At 70.0% G+C, this 15902-nt stretch carries 17 protein-coding genes; 8 read left to right on the top strand and 9 right to left on the bottom strand.

Annotated features, from left to right (window positions below; all coding sequences use genetic code 11):
- Nucleotides 1-289: 289 nt before the first annotated feature.
- From OHA17_RS38095 to OHA17_RS38080, 4 genes are all read right to left on the bottom strand, one after another.
- Nucleotides 290-955 (bottom strand): response regulator, encoded by a 666-nt coding sequence (locus OHA17_RS38095; protein WP_406510339.1) that lies wholly within the window; start codon nucleotides 953-955, stop codon nucleotides 290-292.
- Nucleotides 952-2058 (bottom strand): sensor histidine kinase, encoded by a 1107-nt coding sequence (locus tag OHA17_RS38090; protein WP_406510924.1) that lies wholly within the window; start codon nucleotides 2056-2058, stop codon nucleotides 952-954. Before OHA17_RS38090 ends, OHA17_RS38095 begins: the two co-directional genes overlap by 4 nt.
- A gap of 107 nt (nucleotides 2059-2165) precedes the next feature.
- Nucleotides 2166-2708 (bottom strand): hypothetical protein, encoded by a 543-nt coding sequence (locus OHA17_RS38085; protein ID WP_406510338.1) that lies wholly within the window; start codon nucleotides 2706-2708, stop codon nucleotides 2166-2168.
- Between the two features lie 250 nt (nucleotides 2709-2958).
- Nucleotides 2959-3828, bottom strand: a complete 870-nt coding sequence (locus OHA17_RS38080) for a 4Fe-4S domain-containing protein (protein WP_406510337.1) — start codon at nucleotides 3826-3828, stop codon at nucleotides 2959-2961.
- A 132-nt stretch (nucleotides 3829-3960) separates the two neighbouring features.
- Between OHA17_RS38080 and OHA17_RS38075 the strand changes: the two genes are divergently transcribed.
- The 4 genes from OHA17_RS38075 (at nucleotide 3961) to OHA17_RS38060 (ending at nucleotide 7676) form a co-directional block, all read left to right on the top strand.
- Nucleotides 3961-4434: a MarR family winged helix-turn-helix transcriptional regulator gene (locus OHA17_RS38075; protein ID WP_406510336.1), complete on the top strand. Its 474-nt coding sequence runs from the start codon at nucleotides 3961-3963 to the stop codon at nucleotides 4432-4434.
- Nucleotides 4435-4548: 114 nt separating this feature from the next.
- Complete coding sequence (locus OHA17_RS38070) at nucleotides 4549-5841, top strand: YhgE/Pip domain-containing protein (RefSeq protein ID WP_406510335.1); 1293 nt, start codon at nucleotides 4549-4551, stop codon at nucleotides 5839-5841.
- Between the two features lie 129 nt (nucleotides 5842-5970).
- Nucleotides 5971-6573 carry a phosphoribosylanthranilate isomerase gene (locus OHA17_RS38065; RefSeq protein WP_406510334.1) on the top strand — a complete coding sequence of 201 codons (603 nt, stop codon included), beginning with the start codon at nucleotides 5971-5973 and terminating at the stop codon, nucleotides 6571-6573.
- Between the two features lie 152 nt (nucleotides 6574-6725).
- Nucleotides 6726-7676 (top strand): NAD(P)-dependent oxidoreductase, encoded by a 951-nt coding sequence (locus tag OHA17_RS38060; protein ID WP_406510333.1) that lies wholly within the window; start codon nucleotides 6726-6728, stop codon nucleotides 7674-7676.
- A gap of 23 nt (nucleotides 7677-7699) precedes the next feature.
- Here the strand turns inward: OHA17_RS38060 and OHA17_RS38055 are convergent, their stop codons facing one another.
- From OHA17_RS38055 to OHA17_RS38040, 4 genes are all read right to left on the bottom strand, one after another.
- Nucleotides 7700-8311: a DUF402 domain-containing protein gene (locus OHA17_RS38055; RefSeq protein ID WP_406510332.1), complete on the bottom strand. Its 612-nt coding sequence runs from the start codon at nucleotides 8309-8311 to the stop codon at nucleotides 7700-7702.
- A 111-nt stretch (nucleotides 8312-8422) separates the two neighbouring features.
- Nucleotides 8423-9412, bottom strand: coding sequence for a phospholipase (locus tag OHA17_RS38050; RefSeq protein WP_406510331.1), 990 nt, complete (start codon nucleotides 9410-9412; stop codon nucleotides 8423-8425).
- 284 nt (nucleotides 9413-9696) lie between these two features.
- Nucleotides 9697-10917 (bottom strand): GNAT family N-acetyltransferase, encoded by a 1221-nt coding sequence (locus tag OHA17_RS38045; protein ID WP_406510330.1) that lies wholly within the window; start codon nucleotides 10915-10917, stop codon nucleotides 9697-9699.
- Nucleotides 10918-11064: 147 nt separating this feature from the next.
- Nucleotides 11065-11877, bottom strand: coding sequence for a DUF6585 family protein (locus OHA17_RS38040; RefSeq protein ID WP_406510329.1), 813 nt, complete (start codon nucleotides 11875-11877; stop codon nucleotides 11065-11067).
- Between the two features lie 307 nt (nucleotides 11878-12184).
- Here OHA17_RS38040 and OHA17_RS38035 point away from each other — a divergent pair, with 307 nt between their 5' ends.
- The 3 genes from OHA17_RS38035 (at nucleotide 12185) to OHA17_RS38025 (ending at nucleotide 14324) form a co-directional block, all read left to right on the top strand.
- Nucleotides 12185-12772: a DUF1062 domain-containing protein gene (locus OHA17_RS38035; RefSeq protein ID WP_406510328.1), complete on the top strand. Its 588-nt coding sequence runs from the start codon at nucleotides 12185-12187 to the stop codon at nucleotides 12770-12772.
- 206 nt (nucleotides 12773-12978) lie between these two features.
- Nucleotides 12979-13458 (top strand): cupin domain-containing protein, encoded by a 480-nt coding sequence (locus OHA17_RS38030; protein WP_406510327.1) that lies wholly within the window; start codon nucleotides 12979-12981, stop codon nucleotides 13456-13458.
- Between the two features lie 80 nt (nucleotides 13459-13538).
- On the top strand, nucleotides 13539-14324 hold the full coding sequence (locus tag OHA17_RS38025; RefSeq protein ID WP_406510326.1) for an alpha/beta fold hydrolase: 786 nt from the start codon (nucleotides 13539-13541) through the stop codon (nucleotides 14322-14324).
- Between the two features lie 26 nt (nucleotides 14325-14350).
- Here the strand turns inward: OHA17_RS38025 and OHA17_RS38020 are convergent, their stop codons facing one another.
- Nucleotides 14351-14956 carry a TetR/AcrR family transcriptional regulator gene (locus tag OHA17_RS38020; RefSeq protein ID WP_406510325.1) on the bottom strand — a complete coding sequence of 202 codons (606 nt, stop codon included), beginning with the start codon at nucleotides 14954-14956 and terminating at the stop codon, nucleotides 14351-14353.
- Between the two features lie 82 nt (nucleotides 14957-15038).
- Here OHA17_RS38020 and OHA17_RS38015 point away from each other — a divergent pair, with 82 nt between their 5' ends.
- Nucleotides 15039-15884, top strand: a complete 846-nt coding sequence (locus OHA17_RS38015) for an SDR family oxidoreductase (protein WP_406510324.1) — start codon at nucleotides 15039-15041, stop codon at nucleotides 15882-15884.
- Nucleotides 15885-15902: the final 18 nt, after the last annotated feature.

Here is a 15902-nt window from a genome sequence, read left to right as displayed (position 1 = left end):
ATCCGCTCCGCTCACCACGGCCTCCCGCCCGGGCCGACCCCTGCGATCAGCTCTGTCGGCGCCGTCGACCGCCCGCCTGCGCCGAGGCGACGTTGAGGCATCCTCCGTAACTCACGACGCCCGCCGCAGGGGCGAGGTGCCCGACGGGCGCGTCTGTCCGCGTGACACATGTCAACTCCATTTCTCAGTACGGTTGTTGACGTCTCATCATGCCGCCTTACCGCATTCCGCCCCACCCCTTGTCGACGGACACACGGACGGCTACGGCGGCGCGAGTGGCGTAGCCGGGTCAGGCCAGGCCCGCTGTGATGGCGCGGCGTACGGCGTCGGCGCGGTCTCTGATGTCGGCCTTGGCGAACAGGTTGTTGATGTGGGTCTTGACCGTGGCCTCGCTGATGAAGAGCTTCTCGGCGATCGCCCGGTTCGGCAGTCCCTGGCCGATCAGGGTCAGCACCTCGCGTTCGCGCGGTGTGATGTCGCCGGGCAGCGGCTGTTCGGGCGTCGGAGCCTTGGTGCGGGCCGTGGCCAGGAGCCGGTCCTGGACCTCGCGGTCGAGGACCGACTGTCCCGCCGCGGCCGCGCGGATGGCGCGGGCGATGTCCTCGCGCCCCGCGTTCTTCGTCAGGTATCCGCGGGCCCCGGCGCTCAGCGCGGCGAGAATCGAGTCGTCGTCGGCGAACGTGGTCAGTACGACCACGGCCACCTCCGGGTGCTCCTCGGTCAGCCGTCGCGTTGCCTCGATGCCGTCCATCACGGGCATGCGCAAGTCCATCAGGACGACGTCCACCGGCCCCGCGGCGACCGCGGCGAGCACCTCGGCCCCGTCGGCGGCGGCCGCGACGACGTCGATGTCCTGCGCCAGGCCCAGGACCGCGGCCAGCGGCTCCCGTACGGCGGCCTGGTCGTCGGCCACGATCACCCTCAACCGCTGTGCGTTCTGTGTCGGTTCGCTCATCCCGGGATCACTGCCTCCACTTGCCAGCCGCCTTCGTCCGGGCCGGTGACGACCGGGCCGGCCGTGATCGTTCCGCCAAGCAGGGCGACCCGTTCACGCATGCCGATCAGCCCCATCCCGCTGCCAACACCCGGGCTCACCTTACGGGTTGCCGGACTGTTGCTCACCGTCAGTGTCATGGACTCCGCGGCATACCTCAGCTCCACGCGGACATCACCGCCCGGCGCGTGCCGGGCCGCGTTGGTCAGCGCTTCCTGAGCGATCCGCAGCAGGTTCTGGGTCACCCGGGACGGCACTTCGCGGGCGGTCCCCGTAATGGTCAGGCCGTCGCGGTGGCCGGACGACTCCAGCATCGCGGCCAGGCTCTCCACCAGCGGCAGGGAGTCCTCACGCAGCGCGTGCACGGTCCACTGGGCCTGTTTCAGGCTCTCCTTGACCATGCTGTGCGCCTTCTGGTTCGCCTCGCGGACCTTCTCCAGGTCGCCGGTGTCGATCAGCGCGTCCGCCAGCTCCAGCTGCATGTTGATGCCTGCCAACGAGTGAGCCAGGACGTCGTGCACGTCGCGGGCGATCCTGCCGCGTTCGGTCAGTACGGCGGTCCGGGCCTCGGCGCGGGCGGCCCGCTCCGCGGACTCGGCCGCCGAGATCGCCGCCAGTACGGCCTGCCGACTGCTGCGGTTGAGGATGCCGATCAGGACCGGGCCGCCGGTGGTCAGGCCGAGCGTCCAGGGCAGCAGATCGTGGCCGGAGCCGAGGCGGAGGTACAGCACGCCGGTGCACAGCACGCTGCACAGCGCCGCGAGAGTGAGGGCCCGTCCGGTCTCAAGGCGGAACCCGATGTGCCCGACGAGGAAGTACGCGAAGAGGTAGCCCGATCCGCTGCTGCTGACGCCGAGCAGTGCCGCCGCTGCGACGATGCCGGCGGTCAGCCACACCAGGGCGACGCGTGGGGGAACCCTGTCCTCGGGCAGGTGCCGGGCCGCCAGGGCGACACAGTTCACCAGGAGCAGCGCCCCGCATGCCAGGCCCCGGCCGCTGAGGTCCAGCGGCCGGACCGTCCAGATCGCGGAACCGATGACGAACAGGGTCAGCACCCACTGCATGCGCGGGTCCTGGCCGGGCACGGCCCGCGGGCCGGCCTCGTGGTGCGAAGCCGGCCCGGGGGCCGGGGCGTTCTGGGCTTCGGGCACGGCGCGACCATAGCCCACGGTCAGGCCGTGCGGTCGAGCGTGCGGGCGGTACGGGCCACCGACGCGAGCGGCTGCCGGCGGGCGACCATCCGGCCGCGGAGGAAGATCGTGGCGAGCCGCGTGACCACCTCGGTGAGCGCCATCAGGACGAAGGCGGCGACCCACGCCTGATCCGTGGTGATGTGGTGGGCGATGCTGAACCGGGCGACGTTGTCGGCGCCGCCGTGCTCGACCCACACCTGGAAGCCCATGCGGGCGCCCATGCCGAGCACCCACAGGATCGCGGAGACCGCGCCGGCCTTGATCAGCAGGTGCTCCCCCGCGACGCGGATCCGGGTGTAGACGCCGCCCGCGATGCCGAGCGCCGCGCCCACGGCCATCAGCGCTCCGATGAGCAGCAGGTCGTTGCCGGCGGTGGGGATGGAGTCGAGGTAGGTGTGGGCGACAAAGGCCACGATCCCCAGCGGGATCAGGAAGGTCTTGAGGTCGAGGCGGCCTTCCCGCAGTTGCCGGAAGACGACGAGGACGAGCGCTATGTCAGTGATCCAGTCGGTCGTTGTCATGCCCTCAAGACTGCTGCCGCCCGGCCTCACGCACCTGGACCCACGGGTGGAACCGGGGGTGGAGATCGCCTCAACGCCACGTCTCCACCCCGGAGGCCTGCGCATGCCCGCAGGCGGTGGACCAGCGCGGCGGGCAGGCTCACGATCTTTCTTGGCCTGGTTTCGGAGGCTGCCACACAGCTGGACCCGGCACGCTGGCGAAACTCATCGCCAGGGAGGGGTCAGAGAATCGTCACGTGGTGTCCTTGCCTCACCAGCGGACGGCCGTGAAGTCGCTCGGCCGGGGCCGGAGCAGTCTCGTGCGTTCTGCCAGCGCCCGCAGCCGGTGGGACATCTCGTCGCCGGACAGCCGGTGGCGGTCACCATGGCCGGCCAGGACCCACTCGAATCGCAGCCGTCCAGCCGTCCTGATCAGAGAGTTGGCCAACTCCTCGATGGAGTACCAGGTCACGCTGTCCGCGACCTCCAGATCGCCGGTGGCGCGCGACCAGTAGAAGCTGTCACCACTGAAGCAGTACCGGTCGTCCGCGACGTAGAGCACGCTCCCCCGGGTGTGGCCGGGCAGGGGGTGGGCGACGACCCCCTCGCCGATCTCAACGGGTTCGCGGCCCCGGATCACCTGGTCGGCGTCCGGTGCCGCGTCGAGGTCTCCCTCGTGGATCCACAGGCGGGCGCCGAAGTGGTCCGCGTAACGGCGGCCATGTGCGGCGTGGTCCCGGTGTGTGAGCAGCACATCGGTGACCGGGCTCGATGCCGCGTAACGCTCGGCGAGTCCGCGGCTCCAGCGCGGCGTGTCGATCATCATGGCCGCGCCGGACGGTCGCAGCAGGAGATAGGAGTTGGCCCCGGCGGTGTGCTGGGAGTTGTGTCCGCAGATCAGTACGCCGTCGTCCAAGGCCATCGGAAACGGGTCGAGCGCCCGGTCGATGGTCCCGGACGCCGGACGGATCGAGCGTGTGGGGCAGGCGAAGGCCGCCGCGTGGAGGCTCCGTGTCTCCGCCTCGTCGCGTGGGGTGCGCAGAATCCGCGACTTTCCGTCGGCCTCGGCGATCAGATCGGGCGCGAGTTGCCGGGCGACGTCGCAGTTGGTGCAGCGGTCGTCCACGTACCAGCCGTCCATGGCAGGACTCCTTCCAAAGAGGGCGCATCAGACCAGGACCGTCGCTGCTCCCTCCAAGTCGAGGGAGCAGCGCGTCGGATACAGTAGCTGTATCACTAAGTATCTTAATCGCGAAGGTAAATGGAAGCCCGCATGCGCGTCAATCACCAGGACGACCAGCCCGGCGAACCGGCCGACCGGATCATCGCGTCGCTGACGGACCTCGCCGGAGCCCTGGGGCGACTCAACGACCTGATCGCCCAGCGTCTTGGCATCGCGCAGACCGATCTGCTGTGCCTGCACGTGCTCAACCGCGCCGGAGCCTGCACCGCCGGTGCACTCGGCTCCCGACTCGGGCGCTCCACCGGCGCGGTCACGCACATGATCGACCGCTTGGAGAAGGCGGGTTACGTCCAGCGGAAGCCCGACCCGCGGGACCGCCGCCGCGTACTCGTCGAAGCCTTCGCTCCGGGACTCGAACGGATCGCCTCGTTCTACGAGCAGATGGACGCCCGCAGCCGCCGGCTGACGGCCACCTTCTCCGACGACCAGCTCGCCGCGATCTGCGCCTTCCTTCAGGGCAGTTACGACAGCACCGTCGAAGAGTGCGACCGGCTGATCCGGTAGCCCGCGCTCCGCCGTCGGGTGGAACCGGCGGGCGGGGCGAGCGCGGGGCGACAGGCTCGGGGGCGCGGCCGCAGTTAGGTTGCCCGTGCTGCCCACCGAAGCCCCTGGAGAGCCATGTCTTCCCCTGTCCAGCCCTCTGCAGCCAAGGCGAAGCCGGGCCAGGCACGCCCGGGCCAGGTGCTGCGCAACCCCAAGATCTGGAAGTTCCCCACGGTCATCGTCTCGCTGGCCGTGCTGCTGCTCTCGCTCCTGTACATGGGCGGCATCGTCGACCCCAACGGCCACATGCACCGGCTGCCCATCGGTCTGGTCAACGCCGACCGCGGTGCCGTCATGGCCGGGCAACACACCAATCTGGGTGCGCAGATCACCGACTCGATCGCCAAGGCCCCCGGCGAGCGGGTGTCCTGGAAACAGCTGGAGCGGGGCGCGGCCCAGCAGCAGCTGGCCACGGGCAGGCTCTACGGAGTCCTGGAGGTTCCCGAGGGCTTCACCGCGGCCGTGGCGGCGCTCCCCGGCGGCACGGCGGCGACCCCGGCACGGCCCACCATGGTCGTCCTCACCAACCCCGGCGTGGGCAGCCTCGCCTCCTCCTTCGCCAGCAACATCAACCAGACGGCCGCTCACCAGGCCTCGCTGCAACTCGGCAAGACGCTCACCGCGGCCGCCGCCGGTGCGAACGGCACGGCACGGCTGCTGCTCGCCGACCCGATCAGCGTCACGGTCAAGGTCGGTCACCCCATCGGGTCGCACAGCGGTCTGGGTCTGACCGCCTTCTACTACGCGCTGCTGCTGGTGCTCGCCGGCTTCATGGGCGGCAACATCATCAGCAACGGCGTCGATGTGGGCCTGGGCTACGCGGACAGCGAGATCGGCCCCTGGCACACCCGCCGCCCGGTGGTACCGATCAATCGCACCCGGACGCTGATCATCAAGTGGGTCATGTCCGTCGCGATCGCCGCGCTGACATCCGCTCTGATCATGCTGGCCTGCGTGGTGATCCTGGGAATGGACGCCTCACACCTGTGGCTGCTGTGGGTGTTCTCGTTCTGCGCCAGCGCCACCGTGGGTCTCGGAGTGCAGTCCGTCAACGCGGCGTTCGGCGGCATCGGGCAGCTCGTCAGCATGTTCGTCTTCATCGTGCTCGCCCTGCCCTCCTCCGGTACGACGATTCCGCTGGAGGCGTTGCCCGGCTTCTACCGCTGGCTTGCCGTGTTCGAACCGATGCGACAGCTCGGCGGAGGGGTGCGCGCCATCCTCTATTTCGACGCCCGTGCCGAGGCAGGCCTCACCCGCGCCTGGATCATGATCTCCATCGGGGTGGTGGTGGCTCTGGCCTTCGGCCTGGCCGCGGCCTCCTACTACGACCGCAAGGGCCTGCACCGGATGGTGCCGAAGGACTCCTGACGGAGTGTTCGGTCGCGTGCGGTGTGCGCGCCGGATCCGTGGTCCCTGGGCGATCGGGCCGACAGCACGCAGCTCGTCCGGGCGCCCCCGTGGAAGTCGGGCGGTCAGGCGGTTTGATTGACTCAGGGTATGAGTGATCTCTTCGTCAAGATCTGCGGTCTGCGGACCGCACAGGACGTCGACACCTGCGTCGAGGCGGGCGCGGACGCGGTCGGGTTCGTCTTCGCGACCAGTGCGCGCACGGTCGACGCCGCAACCGCGCGGGGGCTCGCCGAACGCGTACCGGCGCACGTTCTCACGGTGGGGGTCTTCCGCGGCCAGCCGCTCGACGAGGTCCGCCGCCTCACGGAGGAGAGCGGCGTCTGTGCGGTCCAGTTGCACGGCGACGAGGGCTCGGAGTACTACGAGGCGCTGCGGTCGCAGGGCCGCGCGCTGATCCGGGCCACGACCGCCACCGAGATCCCGGCACGGCTCGGCGAGCTGGGTGAGGACCTGCTGCTCCTCGACGCGCCCGACCCCGGTTCGGGCAAACCGTGGAACTGGGCATCCCCCGAGTTCGCCGCCCCCGCCGGGCGCTGGCTCCTTGCGGGTGGGCTGCACCCGGGCAACGTCCGCCGGGCCGCCGACGTCACCGGCGCCTGGGGAGTGGACGTCTCCAGTGGCGTGGAGAGTGAACGCGGCGTCAAATCAACGGAGTTGATCCGCTCGTTCATCTCGGCGGCCCGCCACTGACATCGCACCCGCCCTGCTCTGCCGAGGAGGACCCCGGCTGGGGATGGAGCCAAGTTGTTCGGCAGCGTACGCATGGTGTGCGCCTTCGCGCCGGTGGCCGTCGGGCAGGATCGAGCCGTGTTGGAAGCCTGACGAGGAATGGACAGCGAGCAATGACAAAGCGAGCGCGCGTCGTCGTACTCGATCCGGTCGACCCGGACGCCCTGGCCGCCCTGGCCGAGGCCCACGAGGTCGAGGTGCGGATCCGCCCCGGCCACGCCGAACTCCTGGCCCTCGCCGCCGGGGCCGATGCCCTCGTGGTGCGCAGCGGCGTACGCGTCACGGCCGACGTCATCAGCGCGGGGCAGCGTCTGAGGGTGGTGGCGCGGGCCGGCGCCGGCACCGAGAACATCGACCTGGAAGCCGCCCGGGAAGCCGGCGTCCAGGTGCTCAACGTCCCCGGCGCCTCGGCGGAAGCCGTCGCCGAACTCGCCCTCGGTCTGCTCCTCGCGGTGACCCGCAACATCGCCCGGGCCGACCGGCAGATCAGGGACGGCATCTGGGACAAGCCGAACCTGGCGGGCCCCGAGCTGCGCGACCATGTCCTCGGGGTGGTCGGCCAGGGCTCGATCGGGTCGCGCATCGCCGAGCTCGCGAACGCCCTCGGCATGCGCGTCCTCGCCTGCGTGGCCCGGCCCTCGCCCGAGCGGGACGCCGCGCTGCGCGAGCGCGGCGTCGAACGGGTCGAGCTGCCCGAGCTGCTCACCACCGCCGACGCGGTGTGCCTGTCCGTGCCGCTCACGGAGCACACGCGCGGGCTGATCGGCGAGGCGGAACTCGCCCTGATGGGCACCGGCTCCTACCTGATCGACGTGTCCCGCGGCGGCGTCGTCGACGAGGCCGCGCTGCTGCGGGCGCTGCGCGAGAAGACCATCGCGGGCGCCGCCCTCGACGTCCACAGCCAGGAGAGCGGCACCCCGGAGTTCGCCGCTCTGGACAACGTGGTCCTGACTCCGCACATCGGCGCCAGCACGACGGACGCGCAGGCCGAGGTCGGCCGCATCCTGGTCCGCGACCTCAACGCGGCTCTGGCCGGCGGCTCCGCCGAGAACAGGGTGTGCTGACCATGACCGCCCCGGCCCACGCCCTACGAAGCCCCGCCCGTGGGGGCATCCGAGATGGCGACCGGGCCGGGCACGTCGAGGAACCCGGCCGCCGGGCGCCAGTCCCGCCACTCCTCCCACCAGCGCTCGCCCCGCTCGATCAGCCGGACGACCTCGGCCGCGGCACGTCGTACGGCCTCCGCCTCGCCGGGCCCGAAGCCGCCCGTGCGTACCCGCTCCTCGAAGTGGTCGACGTCCTTCCACTCGTAGGCCGAACCGTCAGCCGCGATCACCAGGTCGAGTTCCTGGTCGAGCGTGTCGAAGCCGCGCCGGGTCCGGCGCATGGGCTCCTGGAAGTTGACGTACCAGTCCTGGAGTTCACCGTCTTTCAGCCGGGCCCACACGGAATACCCGTCGCCGGGCCGCTGCAGTTGCAGCACCCCGTCCGACTGCCAGGTGTGATCGAAATGAACCCAGGGGTGGAGTCCCCACTTGAACTCGCCGCCGCCGAAGGCGATCGGCGTGCCCTTCGCCAGATACGCGGCGAGGAGATGACTGTCGTCGGCGACGACGCGCAGCGGATAGACCATCCACTCCCGCCCGTCGAGGATCTCTCTCCTGACGATGACGTCACCGCTGATGAATCGTGGCTCCATGCCGAGCCACCCTATAACCGCACCCTGCCCCCCTGACGTGGGGATGCTCACACCCCTCCGAGCAGCCCGACGACCGTCGGCCGGGGTCCCGGCCGACGGCGTTCCTCGGGGCTACCTGAAGAGGCGGTCACCGCTGGTGGCCATGCGGTGCGTGGCGCTGTGCTGGTTCACCCAGTCGCGGACGAGCTTGATGGCATTGGCGCACTGCCAGGTGTTGTCGTACTCCTTCACTCCGTTGAAGGCGCCGTAGCCCGCGATGATGCCGTCCACGCGCGCATCGCCCAGCAGTTTGTCGACGTACCAGGGGTCGTTGTAGGTGGTCGTCCAGGACAGCGTGGCCGCGAGCCTTCCCGCGGCACGGTCCTGGGCGCCCTTCTTCAGTTCCGCGCACGTGTTCCAGGTGGCTTCCGTGCAGTTGCCGAATCCCTTGGTGATGTCGGAGTCGCCGTAGTCCATCGCCCGGTGCCCGGTCGGGAATCCGGAACCGGACCGGTCGAAGGCGCCGACGACCTGGTCGCGGGTGCCGGTGCTCGTGATGCCCTCAAGGCTGCCGAGCTTGCCTTCCAGGCTCTTCCAGCCCCGGCCGCCGACGTCGGGGGTGCTGCCGCCGTGGTACTCGTAAAACCCGTACAGCACCTGGATCCCGGCAGCCGTCAGCCGCTGTGCCTTGTCGCGCAGCCCGGCGACGCTGCACGCGCGGTTCGGCGCTTCTCCGCAGTAGTTGGGGTCCTTGATGTCCAGCCAGACCAGCGCGAGGCGGCGCCCCGCCTTGGCGTTGGAAAGGATGCGGTCGATCATGCTGTCGAAGCTGGGGCCGTAGCGGTTGTCACCGGCTGAGGAACAGTCGTGATAGGCACGCCATTCGTTCGGGTTCCACCAGGCGCAGACGTCGATCTCGATGCCGTTCGCGCCGTGGTTGAGCGCGGCGTCCACGCCGTCCAGGGTGTCGACCCGGTGCGCGACGGCATAGATCGCGTGCCGCTGATCGGCTGCCGCCGCCGGGGTCGTACCGAGCGCGGTGACAGCGACGATCCCGCACAGTGCGGCGATGAGGGCCCGTAACGTACGGCGACCGACGTCGTGTTGGAGGTGAGCGGTCAAGAGAGGGGACTCCTTCAAGTCTCTGCCTTGAAGCGGGCAGATGTGCACGTAGGGCGGCTAGGTGACGAGGTAGTGCGGTGACGCATCCGGCTGCGGCGGTGTGCGGGCACCGGCGAACACGAGGTGTGCCGACGCCTGAGCCGTGGGGCTCCCCCGCCGCCACGCGTGACGTCACCAAGCCGTCGATCTATCCCAAAAAGTAGCGCGCCCAGGGCAGATTTCATGACATGTTCTCGGCCTGCTTCCCTCATCAAATGGCCATAGTGGCCACCGGGAGCGTGCGGTCAGAACCAGTGCAGGCAGTGCGGCGGGCGCTCGGCGCGGAACAGGGCGTCCGCGAGGGCGGCCGCGCCCGGGCGGTGGGCGCGGATGTGTCCGGCCCGCACGAGCGTGCTCGGGGCGGTGCCGCCGAGGTAGACCGAGCCCAGGTCGCTCACGTCCAGGGACAGGTCGGGCTCCCGGTCCGTCGCGGCGCAGTCGGCCTTGCCGTCCCGGACGGTCAGCAGGTAGCGGCCGTGCTCACCGAGGAACGGGTCGTCGACGTCGAGGACGAGCTCACCGTCGGTGAACCAGCCGCGCGAGGTCAGCGCCCGCGGCACGTCGAGCAGCCGCACCCAGAGCCAGTCGGTGTCGCCGCTCACCTGGCCCGCGCGGAAGTCCGCGAGCTGCCAGCGCAGCGGGTGTTGGGGCGGGACATGTTTGAACACGACCTGAGCGACCAGGTCGTGTCCGAGCATGCACCGGGCCAGGGCCGTGAAGACGTCGTCGTCGAGGGCGATGGTCTCGTCGACCGTCAAAGTCTCGGGCTCGCCGAGCGAGTAGCTGGCATACCCGTCCGGTACGCCGTCGGCGTCACGGTGGACGGCGACGTAGCGCGGCGCCTGAGAGACCGGGGGCTGCCCCGCGCCCAGGGCCCACCAGCGGTGCGGCCGGGACAGCGCGCCGGGCTGTGCGCGGCGGTACCGGTCGTAGATCTCTTCCAGGATCTCCGCGCACTCGGCCCGCCGCAGCACCTCGACGGAGCCTGTCGTCGGGGCGTCGGCCGTCGTGCCCGCGCGGGGACGGGCGAGGGCGCCCTGGTGGCGCGGCACCGTCAGCCGCTGCGTGTAGGTCGCCGGTCCGTAGCCGAACCTGCGGTAGATCAGGGCCTCGGAGGCCAGTAGTACGGAGAGGAACTCCCCCCGGGCCCGCAGCTCGGCGAGCTGATGCCGCATCATCGCGCTGAGCACGCCCTGACGTCGGTGCGAGGGCAGCACGCCGACGCCGGTCACCCCGGCGGCCGGGACGAGGATCTCGCCGGGCAGGGTGAGCTCGAAGGAGTACGCGCCGGTGGTACCGACGGGCCGCCCGTCCGCCGTCATGGCGAGCAGGTTGCGGTCCATTTCGAGGGCCGACCACCAGGCTCCGGCGCCGTCCTTCGGGGTTTCCGGGAAGCGCCCGAACGCGGCATGGAGTGTGTCGACGAAGACGTCGAGGTCCTGGTCGGTGGTGGGACGGATCTCCATTGCTGGCGCTGCCTCCTTGGGATGGCGACACCACGACGCGTGATGCCCGGCCACAGTGCAGCGTTGCCCCCACGACCAGGTCAAGCGAATTTCAGTCGGGACCCCGCAGACGGTAACAGCCCAGCCCAGGGGGCGAGTTGGGGTCACTCACCCGCTGGAGGCCGAGCCTCGTCGCAGGTGATCGGCCAGGGCGTGGAACACGAGGAAGTTGGGGATGCGGCTCACCGCCGTCATCGACAGGGCACTCCACCGCCCGGCGACGCGGATCCGTACGTATCCGTCCTTCACCGCGACCTCCTCGACCTGTGGCCATGGCGTGGACTTGTTGCCCGACCCGATCTCCGTGGGTGTCAGCCACAGCGGGCCGAACTCCAGTCGGCGTCCTGCGTTCAACTCGGCGACCGCCTGGGGCAGTTGGGCCTGAGTGACGGCCTGCTGGATCGCGGGGCCCCACTCGTGGGGCTGCGCGTAGCCCTCCCGGAGGGTCACCTGCGTACCCGTGGTGTCGGTGACGGTGTACGCGTAGCTGATCCTGGTGGTCTGGCCGTACTGGGTGTGCCGGACGTTGTTCTGCAGCACGGTCGTGTCGGCGTAGCGGACCACTCGTACAGCACCTCGGTGGACCGAGGTGAGCCCGTGCTCGAACAGGTCGAGGCGGGACCCCTCGTTCCCGTTGGCGGCGCTGCTGTACTTCATGATCGCGTACAGGCACATCAGCAGCGGCAGCCCCACGACGAAGGCGAGCGGAACGTAGCCGGTCGCCAGGCAGATCACCACGAGGACGGCCAGCACCGCGGCCGCGATCCGGACGCGCTTGACGTGCTGACGCTGAGCCTGCGCGATCGACGGATAGGCCGCGCGATGCGCCCCCAGCCCCTCCCGCGCCGCCGCCGCGCCGACCTGCTGCACCACCCCGTCCCGGTCGAGGTGACCCTGGTACGGCGCTGAATCCCCACTCATCCATGCCCCCTGTGAGCCTGCGAGAACTGCCCTGCCACGAAACGGAGTTGTTGTGGCAGAGACACATCAACAACCACTGATACGGACGGAGTTGCCGTGCCGTCGGTTCCACCGGAGGTGAGGCGCGCGAAAATCGGTGGAGCCGCGCCACTGTGCGGCCCTATCGTGCTGCCGATCCGATTCGTCTGGGCAAGGACGTGCCGTTGTACACCGTGTGAGACCTCCCGAGTGCTGATTTGTCGCGCGTCGCGCATGTGCGCCGCGCTGCTTTTTGCTGCGGACTTCTCACTGAGATCGGTGTACTTCTGTGCTCGAAAACTGGGTGGTCACCCCCACCTGCCTGCCACTCGTTCTCCGCCGTTGCCACACGTGCGCGTCCGGGCGCTTCCGGGCCAACGGTAAATTTCGCGTCAATGCGAACCACAAGCTCATCGACGCCTGGCTCCTCGCGCTCTGCACCGCGTGCGGGGAGACGACGAAGCTCACGGTTCTGGAGCGGATGAACGCGCGCTCCGTACGACCTGAGCTGCTGGACCGGATGCATGACAACGACCCCGCTCTGGCAGCCGAGTTGCTCCAGGATCCGGTCGTGCGGCGCCGCAATCGCATCGCTCTCGACTGGGACGACGCCTGGCGCCTCGACACCGGCGGATCGGATCACCCGGACCGCCGAGGAGGTCTCCCCTGCTCAAGCGAGGCCGAGGGCTTGGGGAAGACCGACGTATCGGTCCGCTTCGCGGCTCGGATACCTGTCCGGCCGGTGCGCCTGATCGCCGAAGGTTTCGGCCTTTCACGTGCTGAGGTCGAGAGACTGATCGTGGAAGGGAAACTCGTTTCGGCGGTCCGGCTGAGCGGCAAGCTCTCCGGCGACTTCACCTTCATGCTGAAGCGCTGAGCCCTTCTCCGTACGCGGGGCCCGTCCGGCAAGATCCTCGCCGGACGGGCCCCAAAGCCCCAGGTCAACGACCGTACGCGCGCCTTCGCCCCGGACCGGCCGGCACGACCGACTGGCGGTCTCGTGAGCGCAGGCGCAGAGTCGCTGGTAGGCACTTGTTCCAAGGCGCGGCTGAAACATGCCCCCGACAGGCACAGGGAGTCTCCATGGCCGCAACCGCACACCCCTTCGTCGTCGGGCCGGGCGACGGTACACCGGTCTCCCTGCCGATCGGCGGCAGCGGCACGATCATGGCGGACGGCGCCCGGACCGACGGGGCGCTCGTCATCATGGAACTCGTCGTGCCGTCCATGCAGGGGCCGGGCCTGCACATCCACAGTCGCGAGGACGAGGTGTGGTACGTCCTGGAGGGCGAGTTCCGTTTCCGCGCGGGCAACGCCATGTTCTCGGCTGCGGAGGGTGGTCTGGCCTTCGGCCCACGCGACGTACCGCACACGTTCCAGAACGTGGGCCACACTCCGGGCCGGCTACTGGTGGTGTCCGCCCCGGCGGGCATGGAGGAGTTCTTCCAGAATTACACGCACCTGCTGCCGGACCCGGCCGACCAGGCTGCCCTGGCCGAGTTGGGCCATGCCGTCGGGGTGAGCTTCGTCGGCCCGCCGCTCGCGGTGTCCGATCCACTCTGAGCGTTGTCCCGTAAGCGAAGCGAAAGCTGGGCGCCCCGAATCGAGTGGCGGCCGCACCGTCGTTCTGCGAGCATCGGCCGATGCTCATATGCCCGGACGATCTCGGCCACCTTTCCTACGTCCTCACCGGCGAAGGACCGCCCGTCGTGCTCGTGCACGCCGGCGTCGCCGATCACCGTATGTGGGACGCGGTCGTGCCCGCCCTCACGGAGCGGCACGCGGTCATCCGCTACGACTTGCGCGGCTTCGGCGAGTCAGCGCCCCCGACCGGACCGTTCAGCGAGGCCGACGACCTGCGCCGCCTCCTGGACCACCTCGGCCACGAACGTGTGCGGCTCGTCGGCGCGTCCTGGGGCGGGCGCGTGGCCCTGGACTTCACCCTCACCGACCCGGACCGAGTGCACTCCCTGGCGCTGCTCGCCCCGCCATGGCGGGGATACGACTGGTCCGCGGACATGGTCGCCTACGACGAGGCGGAAACAGCGGCCTTGGACGCGCACGACCTGGACGCCGCCGTCCAAGTGAACCTGGACATGTGGCTGCGCGGGCCTGCCCGTGGGTGGGACGACGTCGCCGCGGGACTGGCCGACCAACTCCGCGGCGCGGTAAGGACGTCCCTGGTGAACCAGGACATCGTGGGCGAGCACTCCAGGGGCCCCGTCCATGGTGACCTCGCCGCCATCTCCGTTCCCACCCTGGTGGGCATCGGCAAGCTCGACGTACCCGACTTCCAGGACATCGCCCGCCGGTACGCCACCGAGATCCCCGACGCCACCCTGGTCGAATTCCCCGCCGCCGCCCACCTCATCGCACTGGACACACCCACCGAACTCACCGCGGTACTGGGTCCGTTCCTCGCCCGTTGACACGGTAAGCACGGTGCCGGCCCAGGTCAGTGCGTCGGGTGGGCCGGAGCCTTCAGGGAGTCGAGCCAAGCCACGAGGCGGGCGCCCTCGCGGGTCATGATGTCCGGGTCGCGCAGGGCATTGGCCAGGAGCGACATGCCTTGATAGCCGGAGACGAGGGTGACGGCGAGGCCGTCCGGGTCGGGCAGGCCCAGGAGACGGAACTGGTCCCCGGCCCAGTCGAGCAGCCGCCGGATCACCGCTCCGGCCTCCGCGTCGAGGCCCCCGTCGGCGCGCTTGTCGAGCTCGACGGCCAGGGTGCCGGTGGGGCACCCGTAGCGGGCGGCCACATCGCGCCGGTCGACCCAGCCTGCGACCAGGGCCTTGAGGCGGTCGCGCGGGTCGGACAACTCGCCCAGTCGGCCGGCGAGTTCGTCCAGGTGCGCGCTGTGCTCGGACAGTGCGGCCCTGACCAGTTCGTCCTTGGTCTTGAAGTAGTAGTAGACGTTCCCGACGGGGACGTCGGCCGCGCGCGCGATGTCGGCGAGGGTGGTGCGTTCGACGCCCTGCTCGTGCAGGACCTGGGCCGCCGCTGTCGTGAGCCGTCGGCGCTTGTCGGATGCCCGCACTCGCGGCTTTGCTGAGTCAGTCACCCAACTAACTATAGACAACCCTCGGCGGGCTCGTGCTACGGTCCAACCAAGTCAGCCAACTAACTAACTCTTGGGGATCGCAATGATCGTGGTGACGGGTGCGACCGGCAACGTAGGGCGGACGCTGGCGGGGCTGCTGGCCGAGGCGGGTAAGGAAACCGTGGCCGTCTCGCGGCGTCCGCAGCTGACGGGGCTTCCGGCCGGGGTCCGGCACGCCCGGGCCGACGTCGGGGATTCCGCGAGCATGCGGCCGGCCCTCGAAGGCGCCAACGCCCTCTTCGTGCTCCTTGGCGGTGAACTCAACAGCCGGGGCGAGAGCCCGGGCGCCTTGTTGGACGTGGCCGAGAAAGCCGGGGTCGAGCGGGTCGTCCTACTGTCCTCGCAGATCAACTCCACCCGCCCACAGGCCCTTTCGCACACCCGCCTGCGCGAGTTCGAGGCTGCCGCGCGCGCGTCCGCACTGGACTTCACCATCCTGCGCCCGAGCGGTTTCGCCTCCAACGCCTTCGCCTGGACCGAGCCGGTCCGTACGAAGCGGATGATCTTCGCCCCGTTCGGTGATGTGGCACTGCCCGTCATCGACCCGGCGGACATCGCCGCGGTCGCTGCGGCCGCCCTGCTCGAAGACTGCCACACGGGCCTTACCTACGAGCTGACCGGCCCCGAAGCCATCAGCCCGCGCCAACAAGCCGCGGTGATCTCCGAGGCGCTGGGCGAGGCGGTGACCTTCGTGGAGCTGTCCCGCGAGGACGCCCATGCCCACATGGCGCGCTTCATGCCTCAGGAGGTCATCAACGGCACCCTGGACATCCTCGGCGTGCCGCTGCCGGCCGAGCAGGAGATCAGCCCCGACGTGGAGAAGGTCCTCCACCGGCCGGCCAACACCTTCGGCAAGTGGGTCGCCCGCAACCTGCCCGCGTTCCAGTAGAACCCGTACCCGGCCCGG

The organism is Streptomyces sp. NBC_00212 (genome assembly GCF_045206365.1).
GTDB lineage: Bacteria > Actinomycetota > Actinomycetes > Streptomycetales > Streptomycetaceae > Streptomyces.
The sequence above is the reverse complement of the archived record's forward strand: the minus strand, read 5'-3'. Positions and strand labels throughout refer to the sequence as shown.

Bases quoted from the DNA above. Each gene is read 5' to 3' on its own strand.
- OHA17_RS38030 (WP_406510327.1), top strand. From the start codon at position 12,979: ATGGCCGCAACCGCACACCCCTTCGTCGTCGGGCCGGGCGACGGTACA.
- OHA17_RS38090 (WP_406510924.1), bottom strand. From the start codon at position 2,058: ATGCAGTGGGTGCTGACCCTGTTCGTCATCGGTTCCGCGATCTGGACG.
- OHA17_RS38085 (WP_406510338.1), bottom strand. From the start codon at position 2,708: ATGACAACGACCGACTGGATCACTGACATAGCGCTCGTCCTCGTCGTC.
- OHA17_RS38075 (WP_406510336.1), top strand. From the start codon at position 3,961: ATGCGCGTCAATCACCAGGACGACCAGCCCGGCGAACCGGCCGACCGG.
- OHA17_RS38095 (WP_406510339.1), bottom strand. From the start codon at position 955: ATGAGCGAACCGACACAGAACGCACAGCGGTTGAGGGTGATCGTGGCC.
- OHA17_RS38055 (WP_406510332.1), bottom strand. From the start codon at position 8,311: ATGGAGCCACGATTCATCAGCGGTGACGTCATCGTCAGGAGAGAGATC.
- OHA17_RS38045 (WP_406510330.1), bottom strand. From the start codon at position 10,917: ATGGAGATCCGTCCCACCACCGACCAGGACCTCGACGTCTTCGTCGAC.
- OHA17_RS38080 (WP_406510337.1), bottom strand. From the start codon at position 3,828: ATGGACGGCTGGTACGTGGACGACCGCTGCACCAACTGCGACGTCGCC.
- OHA17_RS38070 (WP_406510335.1), top strand. From the start codon at position 4,549: ATGTCTTCCCCTGTCCAGCCCTCTGCAGCCAAGGCGAAGCCGGGCCAG.
- OHA17_RS38040 (WP_406510329.1), bottom strand. From the start codon at position 11,877: ATGAGTGGGGATTCAGCGCCGTACCAGGGTCACCTCGACCGGGACGGG.
- OHA17_RS38025 (WP_406510326.1), top strand. From the start codon at position 13,539: ATGCTCATATGCCCGGACGATCTCGGCCACCTTTCCTACGTCCTCACC.
- OHA17_RS38065 (WP_406510334.1), top strand. From the start codon at position 5,971: ATGAGTGATCTCTTCGTCAAGATCTGCGGTCTGCGGACCGCACAGGAC.
- OHA17_RS38015 (WP_406510324.1), top strand. From the start codon at position 15,039: ATGATCGTGGTGACGGGTGCGACCGGCAACGTAGGGCGGACGCTGGCG.
- OHA17_RS38060 (WP_406510333.1), top strand. From the start codon at position 6,726: ATGACAAAGCGAGCGCGCGTCGTCGTACTCGATCCGGTCGACCCGGAC.